The following is a 20,531-nucleotide window of genomic DNA, read 5'->3' on the forward strand; positions in this document are numbered from 1 at the left end:
GGTAAGCCCGAGAAAGAAATGCAGTCGGCAAACCTTTCGGGGCCCCTTAAGGGGCTTCGTCCGTATCAGGCCCTTTTAGGGCCTACTCAAGCCTCCGGCTTAGCCGGAGGTTTTGACTATGGCATTTAGCCACCCTGACCCGCACGAGCCCAGTTGTTGTCGATGCGCATGATGGTTACGATGCTCTGTTCGATGGTGTACGGGGATTTCGCGCTGAAGGTCGTGCTGGTTGTCCCGGTCATGGCCCCGACGCCGTACACGGCACGAACGCCATCGTAGGCCCAGTCCGCGATTTCATCGGTGAAGGGCAGGTTGTCGGCATACCAGACAGTCCACCCGGTGCGGCCGACGGAGTCGAAGGCTACAATCAGTTTCTCCATGAGCCGGGTCAGCATGGTAGCCGCCTGCTCGCGGGTGATGTTGTCATTGGGTCCGACATACACGCCGGCACGGGTATCGGCACTGTTGTAACCGCCGAGGATGCCCAAGTTGAACGCCTTGGCCATGTCAGTGTTCCCGACGCTGTCTGCGAACACATCGTCGCCGGAGTTGACGGGGATGGTGTAGTTCTCGCCGGTGATGTCGCTCATCAGGGTCTCGTAATACCTGATTGCCAACGCCGCAAACTGTCCACGGGTGATGGCCTTGGTATAATCACTGCCCAGCAGGTCAGTGACAGCGGGCTGATAACCAAAGACATCAGGGTCGTCATCGAGGTAGCCCATGCTGATGGCTGTAATAATGTCCTCAGCGGCCCAGTTGCTGTAAGTGACGCTGGTGGCAACAGGGGTCTCGGGCTCGGTCACGGGAGTTTCCGTGACCGTCCCGGTGTTGGAACCGTCGTTCCAGTTGGACTTCAGGTTGGCTGTGGCAAAGTCGAAGACATCGTCGACGGTGCGGGCAGTCTCAGTGCCGCCCATCTCGACGGGCAGGTATGCCAGCGCCCAATCGGGCAGGTTCATGTTGGCAACATAGGACTTGGCAGTCGCGTACTGGGATGCGACGGTGGATGCATCGGGCCACACGGGCACATCTTTGATAAGGGTGTTAGGACGGTAGGTGAATGTGGGTACGCCGATGCTTACGCTGCCCTTGCTGGCGGGAGTCCATTCAGCGAAATCTACGCGGTCGTTGCTGCTCAGGTATGCGATTTTATCGGCTGTCATTCCTCCGTTGCTGGAATTCGCGCCGTAGTATTCGCCGCTGGTTTCGCCTGCGCAGACGATTGCGTAATCGAGGTCGCTGTCCTCAATGAGCCGTTCGAACCCACTGTCGAGACAGATGATGTTCTTCAGATTGTCGCAACCAACGAACAGGGCACGCACTGCGTTGTAGTCGATATTATCGCCGATGATGACGGTCTCGATGTTGGAGTTATTTCTGAACGGAGTGATTTCTAACTGGGAATGTTCGAAGTTCAGGAAGTTCATCTGAGTCATGCTCTGACGCGCGACGAACTGCTGAGGTTCGCTGCTGTTGCGGTTAATTTTGGCTTCGACCTCTGCGTCAGTCCAGTCGTTGGTGATGACCAGCACGCCGTCATGGAGCACCCACTTGATGTTTCCGATGGGACGCAGTTCGTCGAGCGTATGGGTCTCCCCCGTGCCGCCTGTGATAGTGTCATCAACGCCGTTGATGATGGCATATGCGCCAGTGGCTCGGATGCCGGTGTAGAACGAACCGTAACCGCTTCCAGACGCGGAACCGGGTTCGCCTGTGACGAAGATAAGGTCATTATACAGGTCACGGGCCGCAGGGTCGGTCAGGGTCAGGTTGCCACCGAGGGTCGTGTTACCCTTGATGTAACCTTCGTACAGAATGTCGTTGTAGCCGAGCGCACCGCCGAAGGCGGTAACGGTCAAGGCGGGAATCAACAGAGCAGTTGCGAGGGCGACAGATAACGCTTTTCGCCTTTTTTTCATGGGTGGGTTTCCTCCTTATATATAAAATAATGGGCTTGTGTGCCGATGTACCCCGGCAGAGCGGCCCATGGGGGCGGGGCAATCCCGGCCCCCCGTGGGCTTTTTCTGCGGGCGAACAAAAGAGCCGTGCAGGTTGTATGTAATTCCCTGCACAGCCCGAAAGCACACAAGCCCATTTTTCAGAGGATTAGCCTTGTAAAAGGGGAAGAATCCTTATATAATGGGTATGGCGCAGTTTTACTGCTGTGTGGGAGGCGCTTTCTCCTGCATAGGGGCGTGGGGTGTTCCCGCACCTCACGTCCTGCCCTTATTATTCGCCTTGATGCTATTTTAGCCCATATCCCCCTTGAGTGCAAGCGGTTTTTTTCGGACTTTACACTGTCCGGGCCGCTTTTTTTGTTGTTCAGAGGGTGGCTTGCTATGAGGTCGGGGCGCTGGTGGCCCGCCACGGACGGGGCCGGGGTGCATATCGACGGCTGAGAGCAAGGCGGGGTCAGAGGTGTGTTCCGCTCCATGCAATTCCCCGCCGTGGGGCTGGTGGTGGCTTGCCGCCTTGTCCCCGTGGGAATTGCGTCGCTTTTACGCCTGCGGGCGTAGGATGGTTGAGGACTGCACAGCCGCCGGACGTATGCCGCCTTGTATAAAATATATAGTTTTTATTTGTGCTTTTTGTGCAAAATCACCTTTGGTAAGGATGAGGTCGCCAGTTCAAATCTGGCTAGCAGCTCCAAAAACCCTTGAAAGCTTCGGCTTTCAAGGGTTTTTTGTTGTGAAAATTTAAGCGCACTGGACAGGAAGCATTTCCTTTCCAGTGCGCTTTTTTTGATCCGCCGCGTGGGCTTACATTGCAGTATGAATCTGGAAGGTGATGCCCCTCTGCCGGAGCATGGACTCCACGCGGCAGGAGGTGCAGCCACCTTCCGCCCAGTCTGCCAGGGCCTCCGGCAGGGTGCGGTTTGGATTCAGGGACTTTTGAAGCCGCTCTCCCTGGGACGCCTCCAATCCATAGTGATACTCCTTCTTAGCCTCCACGTCGATGCTGTAGCGCTCCACTGTGCCGCGCTGGTCATAGAACACAGAGAGGAAGAAAGGGTGCTCCAGGGAGAGGGGAAGGCGCTTGTGGAACTGGCTACGAGACGCATCGTACCGGTCGTCCTCCAGGATGGCCTGGGCAATGCGGTATTTGAGAACACGCCGTCTGTCCCGGACGGTGACCGTGTTCAGACGGGCCAGGTCGCTGTTGTGGGTCAGGTCCGCCAGCTTCACCCGGCGGGCGATGGGATTGCTGCGCAGCCGGACCACATACTCCAGATAGGGGGTGTATTCGTCATGGGTCAGAAGCCCAAGGGCCTCCAGTACCGCCTCCGGGAACCCCTCATCCCGCAGATCGGAGAAGGTATAATGGGAGTCCTCCACCACGTCGTGGAGCAGAGCTGTGCACACCTCCTCCTCTGTTTCCAGCTGCTCGGCCAAATGGAGGGGGTGGATCACATAGGGCAGCCCGCTTTTGTCCGTCTGGCTGTTGTGGGCCGCAAAGCAGATCAGCAGGGCCTTTTTCGTCAGAGGTGTATATATCAGCCCTACGGGGCGCAGAGGCGCCATGGGGGCGCTTTCCAGGGGACTGGTGATGCTGTTGGAGTCGTGGTTTATGCTCATGTAGCAGCCCTTCTTTTTTTACTTGAATTTTGTGTAACCACTGTAACAGTTTTGCAGGTCGCGGGTATATATAGGCAGAACAGGCAAAGCAAGACACAAATACAATTTATAAGGAGGACACAGAGATGGAGATGCAGAAGAATTTTTCCGAGCAGGACGTGAAGGACCTGGAACTGTTTGCTGACAAGCTGGAGCAGGCGGAGGACGAGGCTGCTGTAAACAGCATCCTGAAGGAGTACGGCTATGATACCGGTGCCAAGTCCGGCGATGAGCTGGGAGAGGCCGATCTGGAGAATGTCACCGGAGGTGTGACCGAGTTTTCCGCGCTGAAGTGGCTGCTGAAAAATACTGACTGGGGCAAGCTGACCTGGAAAGGCACCAAGATGGCTGCCAGATGCCTGTACGACGCCGTCAGATATGGCGATCCGTACCGGACTTACAGTGAGAAGGAAGTCCAAAAGGTCAGCAAAGACCTGGATGAGGCCATTCCCAATTGGATCAAGAAGTTCAGCTGATCCGGAACGCCGGTCTCTGTTGGGGCGGGGCTGTTTGCCCCGCCCCTTCTGCTGCGGTCTGGTTTGGACGGCGCAGGTGGTTAAATGGAGGTGTTGTAAGATACAACACCTCCATTTTGTGTCTGTCTGGGATCACCACCACGCAGTATACTCGCAGAATGTGCGGTCCGGCGATCCTTTTTTCTCCAGGAAGAAGGGATCATCTTCGATGAGAGACTGCAGCTCTTCCAGATATTCCTCCATACGGCCGCCGGTAAAGATCCCGCCGCCTGTGACATAGCCGGGCAGGATGCTGCCGGTGCCGTAGGTTTTGCTGAACCAGATGCGCGCCCGCTCTTTCAGCACGTCATTTTCGTCGATAAAATAGAGATACAGGCCGTCGGCGGGGGAGTGCTCCAAATCAGACTGCTCATATAAGGCCTTGGTCAGCGCTACTACCTGGGAGGCGAAGTTCTTGCCTGTGTTCATGTGCAGATAGACCCGGATGTTCATTCCGTCGCTGACCACTTCCATCTGCTCGTACTGAGCTGCGGCATCACAGTTCTCAATGTTGTCCCGCACCTGCTTGGTCAGGTCGCCGTACTGCATGGAGAAGTTGGCATCGTCAAAGGCAACGCCGTTCTCGTCCTCGTTGCACTGGTACTGGGCCGTACTTGCCCCGGAGGGCAGATTGACGTCCTGGGAAATGGCAGTCAGCAGCTGCACCAGCCAGCGCTGGTCCTCTCCGATGGGCTGATTGTCCCAGAAGCAGCCCTGATCCAGGGTCACCACCGTGCCGTCGGCCCCATCCTCCAGGTCGCAGGCAAGCCAGGGAATGTTGTTGACCTTGAGATAGATCTTGTCATACCCGGCGTCCTGAGCCAGCTGGAGGAAGTTTGCCAGGTCCTCCTCACTGCCGCCTGCCGTGGCCTCCAGGGCGTAGGTGCCGTCCGGGCGGCTGATCCAGTCCAGCTGCCGGACATACAGATTGTTTAAGCCGGCGCTGAGATAAAAGGTAACCTGTCTGAATTCCAGCAGCTGAAGCAGCGGGATACTCATATGTTCGCCGCCGGTTTTCACCACCATCTGATAGGTATCCCCGGAGCAGATGGTACCAAATGCGTATTCCTCGCCCAGAAGGTCCAGGCGGCGCTTCATGGCGGCGCAGGCGTCGGCCCACCGGCCTTCCCCGGGGAGGGCATCGCTGTCCACCCAGGGATAGAGCAGGGTGACGGTCTGGCCGGTCACCTGGTCAGGGGAGCGCTGGAAGGTTTCGGCCTGATTGCCGGTGTCCGGAGTCTCCCACGCTGCCTCGTAGTTTACATCCAGCTGGTAGTAGAAGGGGTTTGGCAGGGGCTCCTGGGACAGATTGTGCTGAAGCAGCCGGGCAAATGCCGCGCCGTCCGTATTGGTGATGTAGAAGGTCCGTCCGTCCCCCGCTGAATAGAGATAGGTGTACCAGAGATTGGAGGAACTCTCAATATCCTGGGCCAGGACCATATTGGTGCCCCATTGGGCCATTTTATCCCGGTTTTTCTGGACAAATTCCTCGGTGAATACCAGCTTCTCCAGGCCGCCCTTCTCCAGGGCCTCCGCCAGATCGGGCGGGCTGCAATCCTCCGGCGCCTGGGTCTCAATGGTGATGGATTCCACATCGGCGGGAGTCACCTGGATGGAGTCACTGCGGTCTGTTTGGAATTCCTGGAAGTTGATCAGACTGAATTCCATGGGCCGGCTGATGTAGCACTGCATGGTCTTTTCCAGCCCCAGCGGCTCGATCACCGAGCGGGGCAGAAACAGCTTGATCTGATCGTCCTCCACCGCAAAGTCGTAGGGCTGGCCGTCGCAGAGGAGATCGATCCGCGCCTCCACCGTATCCGCCGCCTGAGCAAAATCGTGGACGGGCATCTCCTCGTGGGCGGTCAAAATGATCCGCATATAGTTGCCCGAATCGATATCCGCCTGGCTGACGCCGCCATTGCGTCCGGTTCCCTGGGGGATAAACCGGCTGGCTCCCCAGATACCAGTGGCCAGCACCGCCACGGCCAGCAGCGCGGCCAGCGGCCACAGCCATTTTTTTCGGGCTTTTGGTCCCGGGACAGGCTGGGGTTCCGGAGGCGTGTGGTGGGGGTCGGGATCTGCGTGGCGGGGAATGGGACGGGTCACATCGTCGTCGTCATCCAGCTCCAGCGCATGATTTTCCCCTGTGGGCCGGAAGAGCATCTCCTTCATCTCACCGATGCTCTGGAACCGGTCCTCCGCCCGGACGGCCATTCCCTTTTTCAATACCGCCTCCTGCAGGGCGCTGATCTCCACCCCCAGCTCGGAGGGCCACTTCAATTCATCCAGCTGGGCCCGTTCCAGGGCGTCGTCCGGCTTCAGACCGGTGATACAGCAGTAGATGGTGGCGCACAGCGCGTAGACGTCGGTCCACGGCCCCTGATGGCCTTTGCTGCGGTACTGCTCCTCCGGGGCGAAGCCCGTCTTGAGGATCACCGATACGCTGGTGTTGCCGCTGAGGTCCAGCTGCCTGGCGGCGCCGAAGTCCATCAGTTTGACGGTGCCGCTCTTCAGCAGCATGATGTTGTCCGGGCTGATATCCCGGTGAATGATGCCCACCTGGTGGATCTTTTCCAGCGCGTCCATGACGGGCCGCATCCGTTCAAAGATATCGTCGGCAGAAAAGCGGGTCAGTCTCAGGATGGAGCGCAGGTCGTGTCCGTCCAGGTACTCCATGACGATATAGGCGGTGTTGTTGGCTTCAAAAAAGTCCCGGACCGTAACCACGCCCGGGTCATCTGCAAACTGCGCCAATGCCCGGGCTTCACTGAGAAATTTTTGTTTTCCTTCCTCGATGAAATCCACCTGTCGTTGATCAGAGATGGTGATCTCGGGGGAAAAAGCCACATTTCGGCTGGCGATCCCACTGGGGTAATATTCCTTGATGGCCACCCGGGTATCCAACAGCAGATCCCGGCCAATGTAGGTAATGCCGAATCCACCCTGACCCAGCGAACGCCCGACCAGATATCTGCCGTTCAGTTTGCTGCCGGGGCGAAGGTGGTGGAGCAGCTCCGTATCCCCGCCCTGATATCCGCAGTGGGGACACACATCCGCTCCGCCGGTGGGCAGCATACAGTGTAAGCAGTAATCTGTCATATCCTGTATTCTCCTTCTCTTAACACGGTTGCTCCCGCGCTCACCGGATGAGCATGGCGATGGCGGAATGGTTGTCTCCGGTGTGGGCGCCCCGGACGGCAAGGCGGGCGCGCATGGCCTCCAGCCATTGCAGGGCGGTGGAGGCGCCGGAGAGGTCGTATGCCATCTCCGACTCCTGGATCTTCTCCCAGAAACCGTCGCTGCACAGGAGAAGCCCGTCCCCCGGAGCCAGCTCCAGATGGGCAATATCCACCGTCACATCATCCTGTGCGCCCAGGGCACGGGTGAGCCGGTGGCGGTCCTTGCAGGTGCGCAGCTCGGCTGGGGTGATGTCGCCGGCCCACAGGGCCAGCTGGGCGGTGCTGTGGTCCCGGGACTGATACAGGATACTGCCTTCCCGGAACTGATAGATCCGGGTATCCCCCACATTGGCGGCCAAAGCGGCCCGGCCGTCAAACCACACGGCGGCCAGGGTGCTTTTCATGCCGGAGGCCTGGCGCTGCTCCCAAATGAGGGTGTTGGCCTGCTCCACAGCCCCCCTGAGGGCGACCACTGAGACGGGCTTGCCCATGATGCCGCCCCCCACTGTCTGGACGGCCAGCTGGGCCGCGGCCTTGCCGCCCTTATGCCCGCCCAGCCCATCTGCGATCAGGCCTGCCATGGTGTCGCCGCTCTCCAGCAGCGCAACGGCGTCTTCATTTTCCTTCCGGCCGCCGATATCCGAATAATAGGATGCGCTGACGTTCATGGGGAGGCCTCCTTACTCTATGACATCCACAATAAAGGTTTCCGTACCCAGCTCCAGCACATCCCCGCTCTTGATTTGGAACTGCTCCTCCTCATCCAACTCCCGGTCGTTGACATAGACCTTGTTGGTGGAATGATGGTCCATCACGGTACAGATCCCATTTTTCAGATGAAACACCGCATGGATGCGGCTGATGCTCTCATTGTCCGGAATGGCGTAGCTGCAGGTGAGCTTTCTTCCCACGGTAAACTCGTCCTTGGAAATCTGGATGGCCTCTCCCGTAGACCGCCGTTTCAGGTAATATTTTTTGATACTGGCCTTGGGGATGTGGATGGTCTTGCCCTCCTCCAGGCAGGGCTTCATCGCGGGCAGCTGCAGCAGGGCAAGACAGCAGGCGCCGTCGGTGTGGCAGACGGCGTAGTCCACCGCCGCCACCTGCTCCAGCTCCAGCTGCGCCTTCATGACGGGGGAGAGCTCCACCGGGTCAAGGAGTACCGCCGCCACCGGTTTGCCGCCCAGAATGCTGCGGTTGAAGCGGCTGCGAAAGCTGTGGTCCTCCACCGACTGCCGGGATAAGAAGGCCAGTATGACCTCGGCGTTTTCCGCAGCAGGGGCGTTTCCAGCGGCGGACGCCTGGCCCCAACAGAGCCTGCAGTCATTCTTTTGCAGGATCTCCAGCAGGGGGGACACCCGCTCCCAGTCGGCCGGGCAGCAGAGCGCGTAAACAAAGGGAAGGTTCTCTGTATAATCCTCTTGCATCAACATCCACGTTCACCTCAGCTCTCAATCTCAAACAGTTCATCAAACCCGATCTCTGCAAAGGTGGCGTGGACCGCAGGGCTCATGGCGCACAGCTTCAGCATGGAGCCGGGACGTTGGTCCAGCAGGCGCTGGACGGTGAGCAGGGCCTTCAGGCCCCCGCTGGAAATGACTTGCAAGCCGGAAAAATCCACGGCAATCCTGCTGCGGACGCAGGCCGCAGCCATCAGCTCATCCTCAAAGGCGGGCGCCACAACAGAGGAGAGCGTGCCCGACAAACTTAGGGTTACGGTATCTCCTGATAGGGTTTCTGTGATGGAAAACAGCAGTTTCCCATCGTCCTCCTCCCAGCGCACGCAGTCCTGCTCTATGTGCCTGTTCATGTTACCAGCTCCTTCCCGCCGGCTGTCTTATTTGCCCACAATGCCGCAGACAGACTGCGGCCCCTCAGCGCTGGCGCTCAATCATTTTTGTTGTTAATTCGCTTGATAAAATCTTTGTATGGATTGGAACCGCCTGCGGCTGTGACCAGTTCCAGCTCGTCCTCTCCCAGTTCATCGGAGCATCCGTCAAAACACTGGAGATCGGACACCCGCTTCAGCCGCAGGTCCATGTCTTTCAGCTCCTCCGGGATCTCCTCCGGCATATGGTTGATATTTTTGATTTGATCTGGCTCCATCAGATTACCTCCCCGGGTATATGTTCTGGTCAGGCCGGTCCGGCATGGATCGCTCTGCGGCCAATCAACTGCTATGGTTATTCTAAACTGATATACACGCCAAAACCGGACTTGTTACAAGGAATGCGAATCCTTACAGGATCTGGCGGCTGGCCAGCTCATGGAAGAGTCCGCCCAGGGCCATGAGCTGTTCGTAATTTCCCTCTTCCACAATATCTCCATGGTCCATCACCAGAATGCGGTCACAGCTCTGTATGGTGCTGAGCCGGTGGGCGATGACCACCCGGGTGCTGCCCATTTCCTCCAGCGCTTTGCACACCTGGGCCTGGGTCAGGTTATCCAGTGCGCTGGTGGCCTCGTCAAAGAAGAGAATGTTGGGCCTGTTGATGATGGCCCTGGCAATGAGAATGCGCTGCTTCTGGCCGCCGGAGATGGTGTTGCAGTGTTCGCTGACCATGGTCTCCAGCCCCATGGGCATCTCCTGGATATCTCTGGCCAGGCCTACCGCCTCCACCACCTGCTCCACCCGGGTTCGTCCGGCGTTGGGGGCGGTGAGGGTGATGTTCTCAAAGATGCTCCCTGAGATGAGCTCGCCGTCCTGCAGCACCACGCCGAAGTGTTTTCTCAGCTCCTGCAGGTCCAGCTCGTCCATATCCTGGTCGTCATAGTAGATCCGGCCTGAGGTGGCCTTCTCAAATCCCAGCAGAAGCTTGAGCAGGGTGGATTTTCCGCAGCCGGAAGCGCCCACGATCCCCACATATTCGCCGGGCCGGATGTGAAGGGAGAGGTCCCGAAACACAGGCGGGGTTTCCGGGTCGTAGGAGAAGGCCACGTGATCCAGGTCGATGCTGCCGGTGAGCTGGCCGGGCAGACGCTTGTGGCCGCCCCCTTCGGGGACCGTCTCCAGAATGGCCTTCACCCGCCGGTAGGTGGGTTTCAGCAGCTGATAGGAGATCAGCGCGCTGAACAGGCTGCTGATGGCGCCGGAGACCATGCCGAAGGCCGAGTTAAAACCGACGAAGCTGCCCATGGTGATGGAAGCGGACTGGGCCGCGATCCAATAGATCAATACCAGAAAGATCCCGCTGCTGGCGGAGGAGAGCAGAGCGCTGAGGTTGGACAGCCGGCCCAGCCGTGTTTCCAGCCGGCGCTGCTCCATAAAAGCGCGCATATATTCAAAAATGGTCCGCTCCTCCACGCCGGCGGTTCTGATCTTCTCTATCCCCAGCAAAAACTGGAACAGGAGAGAGCTGCTCTTTCCGTCCATCTCCATGACCTGGGCCTGATAGACCATACGGCGGCGCGCCAGAAGATAGCTGATCAAGGAGAACAGCAGCGTGACCGACAGGGACACCAGAGAGAGCTGGGGAGAATAGGTAAACATCCGTATGCCATAGAACAGGGCGGAGATCAGGCTGAGTCCCAGCCCCAACAGCATTCCGGACACAGAGCTGACCAGGCTGCCCAGTTCCATAACCCGCTGGGCCAGATCGGCGCTCTCGTAGTTGCGGAAGAAGTTTTCCGGCAATTCAAAGATCCGGTGGTAGACCGCGTTTTGCACATCGTACTGGATCCGGCTGTCCAAACGGAAGGTGGCCAGACTTTTTACCACGGAAAAGAGCAGATTGCCCACCATAAACGCGCCGACCAGACAGCAAATCTGAAACACCATTCCCATCTGTCCGGAGGGAATGAAGCGGTCGTAGAGCATCTGATTCAAGGTGGGGATCAGCAGGCCGATAAGCGCGGACAGGATGGTCAGCCCGATGATAACCGCCAGATCGGCCCGGGACAGGCAGGACCAGCAGTAGGCCGCCAGGTTCTTTGCCGTCATTCCCTGAAGGGGGAAGGGGCGGTAGATGACATAGGCCTGGGGGTCGCACTGCTCCGCCAGCGCTCTGGTCAGAGGGACCGCCTTTTCCCCGCTGCGGCAGAGCAGATACTTGCCCCGCCCTCTGGGAATACAGGCGGCCGGTTCCTTTTCCCGGCCAAATTGTACCATAATGGGCCCGGCGTCCGCCTTATGCCAGTTTTCCTCCAGCAGAATCTTCCGGCAGGGAATGTGAGAAATGCGGGCCACTTCCTCCACGGAGATCTCCTGCCGGCAGCAGGCTGTGATCTTTTCGTAGGGGGCGATAGGGATGCGCATACGGTGGCACAGCTCTGCCATGACCTGATAGACCGGGTGCTCCCCGTTTTCCCTGGGTATGTCCTTTTCCTTGGAAAAGAAGGAGGCGATCATCTCATCGGTGCGGGCCCGCACATCCTCTTTTTCCTTGTCCGTGCGGATCAGGTAGCCGTCCTCCTGCACCAGGTTCAGGCGGTAGCGGTCCACCAGCAGATTGCCGTAAGTCTCCTGGCCGGGGTTCTCGATCCCCGCTCTGCCCAGGAATTTTTTTTGCAGGGGTCCGGTGGAGAGCCCCTCCAGACGCTCCAGCTGGGCGTGCTCCTCCGCCGGTGTTACCAGAAAGCGCCACAGGCCGCCCTCGGCGTCCGTGTGAGAAAAGGCGGGAAAAATGGTATTTTGTTCTGCGGTGCAGATCAGGGAGCGGCGTCCCGGCTGGCCCTCTGTCCAGGGCACCACATAGATGTGGACGCGGCCTGACAGCACCCGGTATGCGTCTGTGGGAGTTTCGGTGATGTAATATGCGCCGCCGGTCAACCCAATGAGATTGGCGGTTTCCGTCTGCATGATGCAGCCTCCTTTCAGTTCATTGACATGAACCGGCAGTAGAGTCCGTCCAGAGCCGCCAGCTGAGTATGGGAACCCCGCTCCACAATGCTGCCGCCATCCATCACCAGGATCTCATCGCTGTTGCGTACGGCGCTGAGCCGGTGGGCCACAATGATGCAGGTACACCCGCGGCGCTTGATGTTCTCAATGATCTGTTTTTCGGTGATGGGGTCCAGGGCGCTGGTGGCTTCATCCATGATGAGCACAGTGGGGTTGGTCGCCAGGGCACGGGCAATTTCCAGGCGCTGACGCTGTCCGCCGGAGAGGTTGCTTCCTCCCTCGGTGAGCCTGAACTCATATGCGCCCGGCTTTTGGGTAATCAATTCGTGGATGCAGGCGTCCTTTGCGGCGTTAATCATGTCCCGCTCCAGAACGGCGTGATTCCACATGGTCAGATTGTCCCGGATGGTACCGGAAAAGAGGGTAATATTCTGGCTTACGGTGGACACGCTGGCATGGAGCACGTCCGACGGGATCTCTTCCAGCGGGACTCCGTCCAGCAGGACCCTGCCTGCCCAGGGGCGATACAGCCCGCTGACGATTTTGGCAATGGTGGATTTTCCGCAGCCAGAGCCGCCCACCAGGGCCACCGAACAGCCGGGCTCCAGAGAAAAGGAAAAGCCGGTGACCAGGGGTTTGGCCAGATGGCTGTACCCAAAGGAGACCTCCTCCAGGGCCACCCGGCCGGAGAGCTTGGCCTGAGAAAATTTCTGCACCGTGGTTTCCTGGAATTTCTCATCCACCGGATGGCGCAGGATGTCGTCTACCCGGGCAATATCGGCTTTCAGCGTCTGAATCTGCCGAATAAAGGCCACCAGCGTCTCCACAGGCGCGGAGAAGGAGGCAAACAGGGAGGTAAACGCCGACAGCATACCCAGGGTCATATGACCCTGGACCACAAAGACTGCGCCCACCAGCAAAAGCAGAATATCGATCAGGTTGTCCACCATTCCGGGCAGCGCCCCTGTCACGGACTGGGTCTGGCTGATGGCCTGCTCTGTGGAGGCCGCCTTGGCCTGGTAGCCCAGGACACGGGAGCTGTAGGCGCTCTCCGCGCCCGACGCTTTCAGGGTAGAGGTAACGCTGAGACCGGCGCACACCACGCCGGTCAGTTTGCCGCTGTCCTGCTGCAGCTTCTGCACCCGGTTGGAAATCCGGCTGGCGGTGATTCTGGCGATCACAACATTGAACAGAATCCCCACCAGTCCGATGGCGGTCATCAGGGGGTTGTAGAAAAGCAGCAGCACCAGATAAAAGGCAGCCACGAAAATGTCCAGAAAAATGTTTGCCAGATCGCCGGCGATGAAGTTGTTGACGTTGTCGTTATTTCCCACCCGGCCCAAAAGGTCGCCGGGGGAGCGCTGGGCAAAGAAGCCTACAGGGAGGCGGAACAGGTGCTCCAGCAATTCCCGGGAGGACAGCAGCGTCAGTTTGTTCTGCATCTTCAACAGGAGCCTGGCGCTGTATGCCTCCAACAGAATCCGGAACAGGAGGGTCAGGATGAGAAAGCCGATGAACTGGTAAAACCAGGGGACGGCGCCCGCCCCCAGGACCCGGTCCAGAAACACCTGGGAAAAGACGGGTAGGATGAGACCGGGGAGGATCATCAGCAGACCCAGACACAGCATCTGGGCCAGAGCGCCCTTCTGCCCCCGGATGCGCTGTTTAATCAGAGGAAACAGAGTGTTTTCCCGTTTGGCCTTTTCAAACTGGGGGGTGGGGTGGAAGGTGAGCACCACGCCGGTAAACCCCTCGTCCAGGTCCTCCATGGTCAGCTTGCGCCGGCCCAGGGCCGGGTCGTTGAGGTAGACAAAGGACCCCTTAAAGCCCTCCAGCACCACAAAATGGTTGAAGTTCCAGTGAATCAGACAGGGCATCTCCAGCTGCTTCAAAGCTTCCGGCTCCTTGCGGTAGCCGTGGCATTCCAGCCCGAATTTGCGGGCGGCGTACATGATGTTGCGGGCGTTGCAGCCGTCCCGGGATACGCCCGTCTCCACCCGCATCTGCTCCAGCGGCACATATTTGCCCCAATAGGCACAGATCATGGCCAGAGAGGCGGCGCCGCACTCCGTTCCTTCCATTTGAAAGATGGTGGGGGTTTTGCAGTATAATCTGCTCATGAGGCCTCCCCTCCAAACATGGGAAAGACCCAGGCGATAGGGGCGCTCTGTCCCAGCGTGATCTGCACCGAGGCGGAGGAGCCTCCGTACAGGACCTGCTCAGCCCCGGCGGCGCCGGAAAAATAATATCCGCTGGCGGTGGTGCTGTCCTCCCGAAGGGTACAGGTCACCGCCACCACAGGCCCAGCGCTCATCAGCATTTCGATGGTCTGGGCGTCGTTTCCCACCACGGCGGCCATGGACTCGGCGGTGGTGTGGACCCGGTCCACACAGGCCACCTGGCCTTCCATCCAGCCGCAGGCATCCCCCACGCCGTCCAGATAGATCACCGCCTCCATGCCGGGTTCCAGCTGAAGGGCGGTTTCCTGACTCACATAGCAGACCACCGACAGCCCGCTGTCACTGTCCGGAGAGATGCGGAACAGGGCCTGATTGGGCATCACATACTCTCCGGGCGCCACCAGATCCTCCCGGATCATGCCGGACTGGTCCGCAGGTACCACAACGGTCTGTCCGGTGGAAGTCAGGATCTCCGCCACCGGCGTTCCCGCCTCTACACAGTCGCCGCTGTGCACCAGCAGGGAGGACACCTCTCCGGCCGCTGTATTGTACAGGGAATTGACGCCGTAGTCATAGGTCAGAAAGCCGTATGTATCCACCGTTGTGGGGATGCGCCCCACAAAAGACCAGATGACCACGCTGGCCGCAAGGACGGCCGCCGCGGCAATGCCCAGCCAGGACATGGGGCTTGTGAGCTTGAGCATACCATCCAGCCGGTCGGGGGAGCTGAGCCGCTCCAACGCGGTTTTGCGAAATACGCTTGTCATGGGATCATGCACCTCACAGTCCTTGGGATTCAAAGTACTTCCGGATCTTCTCCAGGGCCCGCTTGAGGGTCACCCGGACATTGACGTCCGTCATCTTCAGGATACCGGCAATCTCCCCCGAGGTCTTTTTATGGAAATACCGTTCTGCAATGATGGTGCGTTCACGCTCAGACAGAATGTTCATGGCAGAGGACAGGGCCCGCCGCTCCTCCTCCAGCAGGATGGCCTGGGCCACAGAGGTGTCCCCGGGCAGTTCCGGGATATTCTCATCGTCCAGGGACAGGAACTCCTTCTTGTCCCGGTAGTAGTTTTTCAGGCGGTTTTTCATGATGACATAGACCCAGGTCCCCACAGAGGCCTTTTGGGGGTCAAAGCTGTCAAAATTCCGGTAGCAAGCCACAAAGACCTCCTGGGTCAGATCTTCTGCGTCCTGGCGGGATAGCGTATGCTGTTTTATATAGCGGAATACTTTGAGATAATATTCGCGATATACCTGTTCAAAGCTCACCCGGTCCACGCTCCCAGTTTCTTCAAATGATCGTTCTATAAAAATGCTGGATATTTTGTATATTATTATAGCATTGCCCTTTTTCCATTGCAATGCAGAAACCCACCGATAAGGAAAGGGCCTGCTGTCTGCGATACGCAGACAGCAGGCCCTTGTTCGTCCAGATGGCAATCAGTCGGTTTGGCTGTGTGTCTATCAATATGGGTTACCCTTCCGGATCAAGGATGGCGTTGGACAAATCAATGGGATGGTCACACTGGTTGTCCACGTCGGTGTCGTTGCCGGAAAACACGGTGCCTGCAAAGTCCAGGGTGATGTCGGTGGGCACGTTCTCCAACAGCACGGCGGTGCCGTTGTTCACAAACTGGTTGTCGTGGTAGCGGCTGTCCGAGGCGGACTGGCCGGTGGCGTTGAAGTGGAGGCCCACCTCGTTCTCCATGAAGGTACACTCGGTGGCGTTGATCCAGGCCTCCCCCTGGGACTGGAAGCCGGTCTTGTAGCCGGTAAAGGAGCAGCCGGTGGCCCAGGCCTTGACGGGGGCGATGATGCCGGTATCGGCGCCGTCCCCCACGAAATCCATGTCGTAGAAGTAGTTGATCCAGTAGAAGCTGGCGCTGCCGTCCATGGTTATGGAACCCTTGAGGGTGGTGCGGTCCGCCCCCTGGTCGGTGCAGCCGTAGAACTCATAGGAGCGGCTCAGATTCAGATCTCCCTCATAGGTCACCGGGGGCAGATAGATGTACACCAGGTCGGAGGGGGCGATCTCCTGGGCGGTCTGATCCAGCAGGGCCTGGAGGTCCTCCACGGTGTCCATGGGGGTGTCCTCCCAGTGATACTCGTGGGTGATAATGGCGGTGACGTGGATGTTCTGGCGGACCCGGATCACGTCCCCGTTTTTCATCTGAACGGTCCAGACGATCTGGGACTCCCCGGAATTGCCCGTAAAGTCCAGGGAGCAGATCATGGCGGCGTCGGGGGAGTAGTCCTCGTCATGACGGGGCTCCCCGGCGGTGAGGGTATCGGCGGCATTCTCGTCGGGGACCACCTCCACCGTGACCTGCTCCACCAGAGGCTCAAACTCCGCCCAGGCGTCGGCGCCGGTGGCGGCGTCGTTGACGTACCACCGGGAGGGCCAGCGGTACTGCTCATCGGGGGAGCCCTGCTGGTAGATGTCGGGGGCGGGAGCGCAGCGGTCGTTGGGCCAGGCCACCAGCAGCTGGTAGGTCTTGTCCCCGCTCTCGTAGTACACCTCTCCCAGGGCGTCAAATTCCTGGGGCTCATAGGGCCGGTTGAAGTACCAGACTGCTCCGCCAATGGCGGCGGCCACCGCCAGGATCAGCAGGCCCACCAGCAGCTTTTTCAGCAGGGGGTTGGCGGTTTTTGCCTGCTTACGGGGGTGGATATCCTTGGCACAGTGGGGACAGAAGGCGGCGTTTTCCGGCAGGTCCGCGCCGCAGTGGGGGCATTTGTGTTCCATGGTGGGATTCTCCTTTACTCAAAGGTGGCCTGGGACAGATCCAGGGGTTGGTCGCAGAGGTTGAGGATGCTTTGGGCGTTGGCCCGGAAGATGGAGCCCTGGAAGTTGAGGGTTATGTCGGTGGGTACGTTGTCCAGCCGCACCGCCACATCGTTGCCAAAAAAGCGGTTGTCGTTGTACATGGAGTGGTTGGCGTAGTCTCCCGTGCTGTCGAAGTGGAAGCCGATGCCGTTGCTTTGGAAGGTGCAGCCGATGACGTTGACCCAGCTGGTGCCGTAGGCATAAACCCCGGTGTCCCAGCCGGTGAAGGTGCAGTTGGTGGCCCGGAAGGGAGCGGAGCCGGAGAGACCGGTGCCGCTGCCCCTCCCCACAAAATCGATGTCCTGGAGATAGGCAATCTCGCCGTCGGGGGCCACCACCTGGACGGGGCCGGTGAAGGTGGTGCGGTTTCCGCCTTCGTCGGCGGAGCCGTACAGGTTCAGGCTCCGGTCCCGGATGGTGATCCCACCCTCATAGGTCACCGGGGGCAGGTGGAGGTTGATCACCGCCACTGGGTCGTCCACCTGGTCGCCAATGGTGTCGATGAGGGCCTGGAGTTCCTCCGCCGTGTCCATGGGGTAGTCCTCCGGGTGGTAGTCATATACCGGGATGGGAACCACCTCATAGGTCTGCCGGAGGTAAATGGTGTCTCCGTTTTTCATTTGGAAGGTCCACACCAGCTCCGCTGCGCCGCTCTCCCCGGTGAAGTCGATGAGGGAGATGAGGGGGCACTCAGGCGCCCCCTCGTTGTAGGCGGGCTGGGAGCATTGGAAGGGGGAGGGGCTGTCCTCCTGACCGATGAAGGCCGCGCTGACCTCCTCCACCTCTGCCAGGAAGGCGTCGGAGACATCGTTGCCGGTGCTGTCGTTGATAAACAGCCGGGAGGGCACCCGATACTGGCCCTCCGGCTCCCCCGGAATGGTCATCTCCGGCACGGGGGTGTAGCGGTCCGTGTGCTGGGTGAGCAGGAGCTGCCAGTCCCCGTAGTGGACCTCTCCATAGCCGTCGTAGGTCCTGGGGGCGAAGGCCAGCCACAGCCCCAACCCCACGGCGGCCAGCACCGCCAGAGCCAGCAGCCCAAGCAGCAGCTTTTTCAGCAGAGGCGTGGCGGTTTTGGCCGCTTTCCGGGGGTGGATATCCTGGGCGCAGTGGGGGCAGAAGGAGGACTCCGACCGCAAAGGCGCGCCGCAGTGGGGGCATTTGTGTTCCATCTCCTATCCTCCGTTCCCCTGGTAATCCAGCATGGTGTAGCCCAGCAGGTCATAGTCCGCGTCCAGCAGCAGGTAGCACATCCACCGGTCCTCACGGGGCAGGGACTCCTCCAGCCGCTCAATCTCCCGGCACTGGCGCTCCAGCTCCGGGCCGTGGAGGGTGTGCCACAGAGCGTAGATCTGGGCGTCGTCCTCCCGAAGCACCGGGCCCCGGCCGGTGTTGTAGCCCTTCAGGAACCACACCGCCCCGGAGGAGGGGATCTCCTCCGGCGGAATGTAGGTGGAGAAATCGTCCTCCCAGCTGCCCTCAAAGGCGGCCAGTTCCTCCTCGTAGAGGGGAGTGAAGTCGTAGTCGCAGTGTACCACATCCATCTGCCACTTGCCGCCCCCCAGGTTGGTGGGGGAGCCGATGAAATAGCCCATCAGGTGGGTGTTGTCGTCAAAGATCATCAGAGCCACCCGATTATTGGAGTCGCTGCCGGCGTTGTACATCCCCCGTTCCCCCACGGCGTTCTGGGCGCCCCGGGAGGACACCAGAGTGGCCATCTGGAAGCTGTCCACCAGATAGTCGTCGATGTTGTCGCTGGTCTTGATGGTGGTGCGGAAGTCGATGCAGGTGAGGGTGGGGAAGAACTCCTCCAGATATTCGGGAGTGGCCGTCACCATGCCGTCCTCGTCCTCCTGAAAGACCACCGGTGTGGTCTCCCCGGCGGGGAGACCGGTGGGATGCTCATGGAGCAGCGCCCAGCCCACCAGGGCGGCCGCCGCCACGATGGCCAGAGCCAGCACCCATTTCAGACCCTTCCGCCACATATGGGTGGGGACGGGGGCCGCCTCCCGGGTGCGGATGCTCTGGGCGCAGTGGGGGCAGAAGGAGGCATTCTCCGGGAGAGATGCGCCGCAGTGGGGGCATTTGTGTTCCATAGGGATCATCCCTTTCATGTAAAGGTAGCGCCTCCGGTATCAATGGCATGGTTGTTGGGGTTGAGGATGGTCGCCACGTTGCTGTCAAACAGGCAGAACTTAAAGTCAATGGTCCTGAGGCCGGGCACCCGCAAAAGGTCCACCGCCACCGTGTTGTTCCGGAAGGTGTTGTTGGTAAAGTCAGTGTAATTGCAGTAAGTTCCGCCGCTGTCGAAGCGGAAGCCGATGTCGTTGTCGGTAAAGAGGCAGTCTTTTGGGTTGGCCCAGGCCTCCCCGCCCACCAGCAGGCCGATCTCCCAGCCGGTGAAGGAGCAGTCCAGCACCCGGTACTGGGCGGCCACGGTGAGGCCGGTGCCGGTGCTGTTCCCCACAAAGTCGATGTGTTCGATGTCGCACAGAGGGTCCTCCTCCGGCGCAAGCACCACCGGCCCTAAGAAGGTGGTGCGCCGGCCCTGCCCGTCGGTGGAGCCGGAGAGGTTGATCCCCCGCCGGTCAATGGTGAGGCCTCCCTCATAGGTCACCGGCGGCAGGTGGATCCGCACCACCGTGGGCAGGGGGACCTCCGCCTGAATCTGATCCACCAGGGCCTGGAGGTCCTCAATGGTGTCCATGGGGTAGTCCTCCGGGTAGTAGTGGGCGGTGTCCACCCTCTGGAAGTCGATCTTCTGGCGGAGGAAGATGGTGTCCCCGTTTTTCATGGTGATGGTCCACTCTACCTCCACCGGCCCCTGACTGCGGCCGGTAAAATCCAGGGTGGTCAGGGCCAGGCCGTCATAGGGGTCATTGGGGTCTATGGGCAGGGAGCAGACCACCGGGGAAGGGCTGTCCGGCGGCTGGATCACCCGGACCTGAACCTCAGACGTCTGGTTGAGGAAGGCCCGTCCTGCGTCTTCGCCGGAGTCAACATGGGCGACAAACAGCCGGGAGACCCGGTCGTAGACCCCGCCCTCCTCCACCTGCATGGTGTGGGCCGCCTCGGGGACTATGTCGGTGCGGCAGGTAAGGAACAGGTGGTAGTCGCTGCCATTCAGGGTATAGGTCAGCTCCCCCCAGGCCCTATATACGTCCGGGGCAAGGGCGTCGGACGCCAGCCAGCCTCCCCAGCCAAGGGCGGCCAGCATCAGCAGCAGGAGAGCCCGCCGCAGCGGTTTCAGCCACCAGCGGACGGGTGTATCCACCTCATGTCGGGTGCGGAGGTTTTGGGCGCAGTGGGGGCAGAAGGAGGCTTCCGCTGGAAGGGGCGTGCCGCAGTGAGGGCAGCGTAAATTCATAGC

16 protein-coding genes are annotated in these 20,531 nt (G+C 59.7%); 1 reads left to right on the top strand and 15 read right to left on the bottom strand.

Annotation, left to right across the window (positions count from 1 at the left end):
* Positions 1–125 precede the first annotated feature (125 nt).
* Both B5G06_RS10980 and B5G06_RS14195 read right to left on the bottom strand, forming a co-directional pair.
* Positions 126–1,922 (bottom strand): S-layer homology domain-containing protein, encoded by a 1,797-nt coding sequence (locus tag B5G06_RS10980; RefSeq protein WP_087189108.1) that lies wholly within the window; start codon positions 1,920–1,922, stop codon positions 126–128.
* Between the two features lie 840 nt (positions 1,923–2,762).
* Positions 2,763–3,578, bottom strand: coding sequence for a bifunctional (p)ppGpp synthetase/guanosine-3',5'-bis(diphosphate) 3'-pyrophosphohydrolase (locus tag B5G06_RS14195; RefSeq protein ID WP_204220816.1), 816 nt, complete (start codon positions 3,576–3,578; stop codon positions 2,763–2,765).
* A 125-nt stretch (positions 3,579–3,703) separates the two neighbouring features.
* Between B5G06_RS14195 and B5G06_RS10990 the strand changes: the two genes are divergently transcribed.
* Positions 3,704–4,093, top strand: a complete 390-nt coding sequence (locus B5G06_RS10990; protein WP_087189109.1) for a hypothetical protein — start codon at positions 3,704–3,706, stop codon at positions 4,091–4,093.
* A 132-nt stretch (positions 4,094–4,225) separates the two neighbouring features.
* Here the strand turns inward: B5G06_RS10990 and B5G06_RS10995 are convergent, their stop codons facing one another.
* The 13 genes from B5G06_RS10995 to B5G06_RS11055 form a co-directional block, all read right to left on the bottom strand.
* Positions 4,226–7,231: a serine/threonine protein kinase gene (locus B5G06_RS10995; protein ID WP_087189110.1), complete on the bottom strand. Its 3,006-nt coding sequence runs from the start codon at positions 7,229–7,231 to the stop codon at positions 4,226–4,228.
* A 40-nt stretch (positions 7,232–7,271) separates the two neighbouring features.
* Complete coding sequence (locus B5G06_RS11000; RefSeq protein WP_087189111.1) at positions 7,272–7,979, bottom strand: PP2C family protein-serine/threonine phosphatase; 708 nt, start codon at positions 7,977–7,979, stop codon at positions 7,272–7,274.
* A 12-nt stretch (positions 7,980–7,991) separates the two neighbouring features.
* Positions 7,992–8,744, bottom strand: coding sequence for an FHA domain-containing protein (locus B5G06_RS11005; RefSeq protein WP_087189112.1), 753 nt, complete (start codon positions 8,742–8,744; stop codon positions 7,992–7,994).
* Between the two features lie 11 nt (positions 8,745–8,755).
* Entirely contained in the window at positions 8,756–9,121 is a 366-nt protein-coding gene (locus tag B5G06_RS11010) for an STAS domain-containing protein (protein ID WP_087189113.1), read from the bottom strand.
* A gap of 77 nt (positions 9,122–9,198) precedes the next feature.
* Positions 9,199–9,417 carry a hypothetical protein gene (locus tag B5G06_RS11015; RefSeq protein ID WP_087189114.1) on the bottom strand — a complete coding sequence of 73 codons (219 nt, stop codon included), beginning with the start codon at positions 9,415–9,417 and terminating at the stop codon, positions 9,199–9,201.
* A gap of 133 nt (positions 9,418–9,550) precedes the next feature.
* Complete coding sequence (locus B5G06_RS11020) at positions 9,551–12,109, bottom strand: NHLP bacteriocin export ABC transporter permease/ATPase subunit (protein ID WP_087189115.1); 2,559 nt, start codon at positions 12,107–12,109, stop codon at positions 9,551–9,553.
* A gap of 14 nt (positions 12,110–12,123) precedes the next feature.
* Positions 12,124–14,271 carry an NHLP family bacteriocin export ABC transporter peptidase/permease/ATPase subunit gene (locus B5G06_RS11025; protein WP_087189116.1) on the bottom strand — a complete coding sequence of 716 codons (2,148 nt, stop codon included), beginning with the start codon at positions 14,269–14,271 and terminating at the stop codon, positions 12,124–12,126.
* Positions 14,268–15,098 carry an HlyD family efflux transporter periplasmic adaptor subunit gene (locus B5G06_RS11030; RefSeq protein ID WP_143382738.1) on the bottom strand — a complete coding sequence of 277 codons (831 nt, stop codon included), beginning with the start codon at positions 15,096–15,098 and terminating at the stop codon, positions 14,268–14,270. The genes B5G06_RS11025 and B5G06_RS11030 overlap by 4 nt, the downstream gene beginning before the upstream one ends.
* A gap of 13 nt (positions 15,099–15,111) precedes the next feature.
* Entirely contained in the window at positions 15,112–15,615 is a 504-nt protein-coding gene (locus tag B5G06_RS11035) for an RNA polymerase sigma factor (RefSeq protein WP_343286364.1), read from the bottom strand.
* A 196-nt stretch (positions 15,616–15,811) separates the two neighbouring features.
* The gene (locus B5G06_RS11040; protein WP_087189119.1) at positions 15,812–17,083 is read right to left on the bottom strand and encodes a zinc ribbon domain-containing protein; all 1,272 of its coding nucleotides are present in this window, start codon (positions 17,081–17,083) and stop codon (positions 15,812–15,814) included.
* 14 nt (positions 17,084–17,097) lie between these two features.
* A complete protein-coding gene (locus tag B5G06_RS11045) occupies positions 17,098–18,333 on the bottom strand; it encodes a right-handed parallel beta-helix repeat-containing protein (protein WP_087189120.1) in 1,236 nt (411 codons plus the stop codon).
* A gap of 3 nt (positions 18,334–18,336) precedes the next feature.
* Positions 18,337–19,257, bottom strand: coding sequence for a zinc ribbon domain-containing protein (locus tag B5G06_RS11050; RefSeq protein ID WP_158094703.1), 921 nt, complete (start codon positions 19,255–19,257; stop codon positions 18,337–18,339).
* A gap of 14 nt (positions 19,258–19,271) precedes the next feature.
* Positions 19,272–20,528 (bottom strand): zinc-ribbon domain-containing protein, encoded by a 1,257-nt coding sequence (locus B5G06_RS11055; protein WP_087189122.1) that lies wholly within the window; start codon positions 20,526–20,528, stop codon positions 19,272–19,274.
* Positions 20,529–20,531 lie beyond the last annotated feature (3 nt).

The organism is Flavonifractor sp. An52 (assembly GCF_002159385.1).
In the GTDB taxonomy this organism is placed as follows: domain Bacteria; phylum Bacillota; class Clostridia; order Oscillospirales; family Oscillospiraceae; genus Flavonifractor; species Flavonifractor avicola.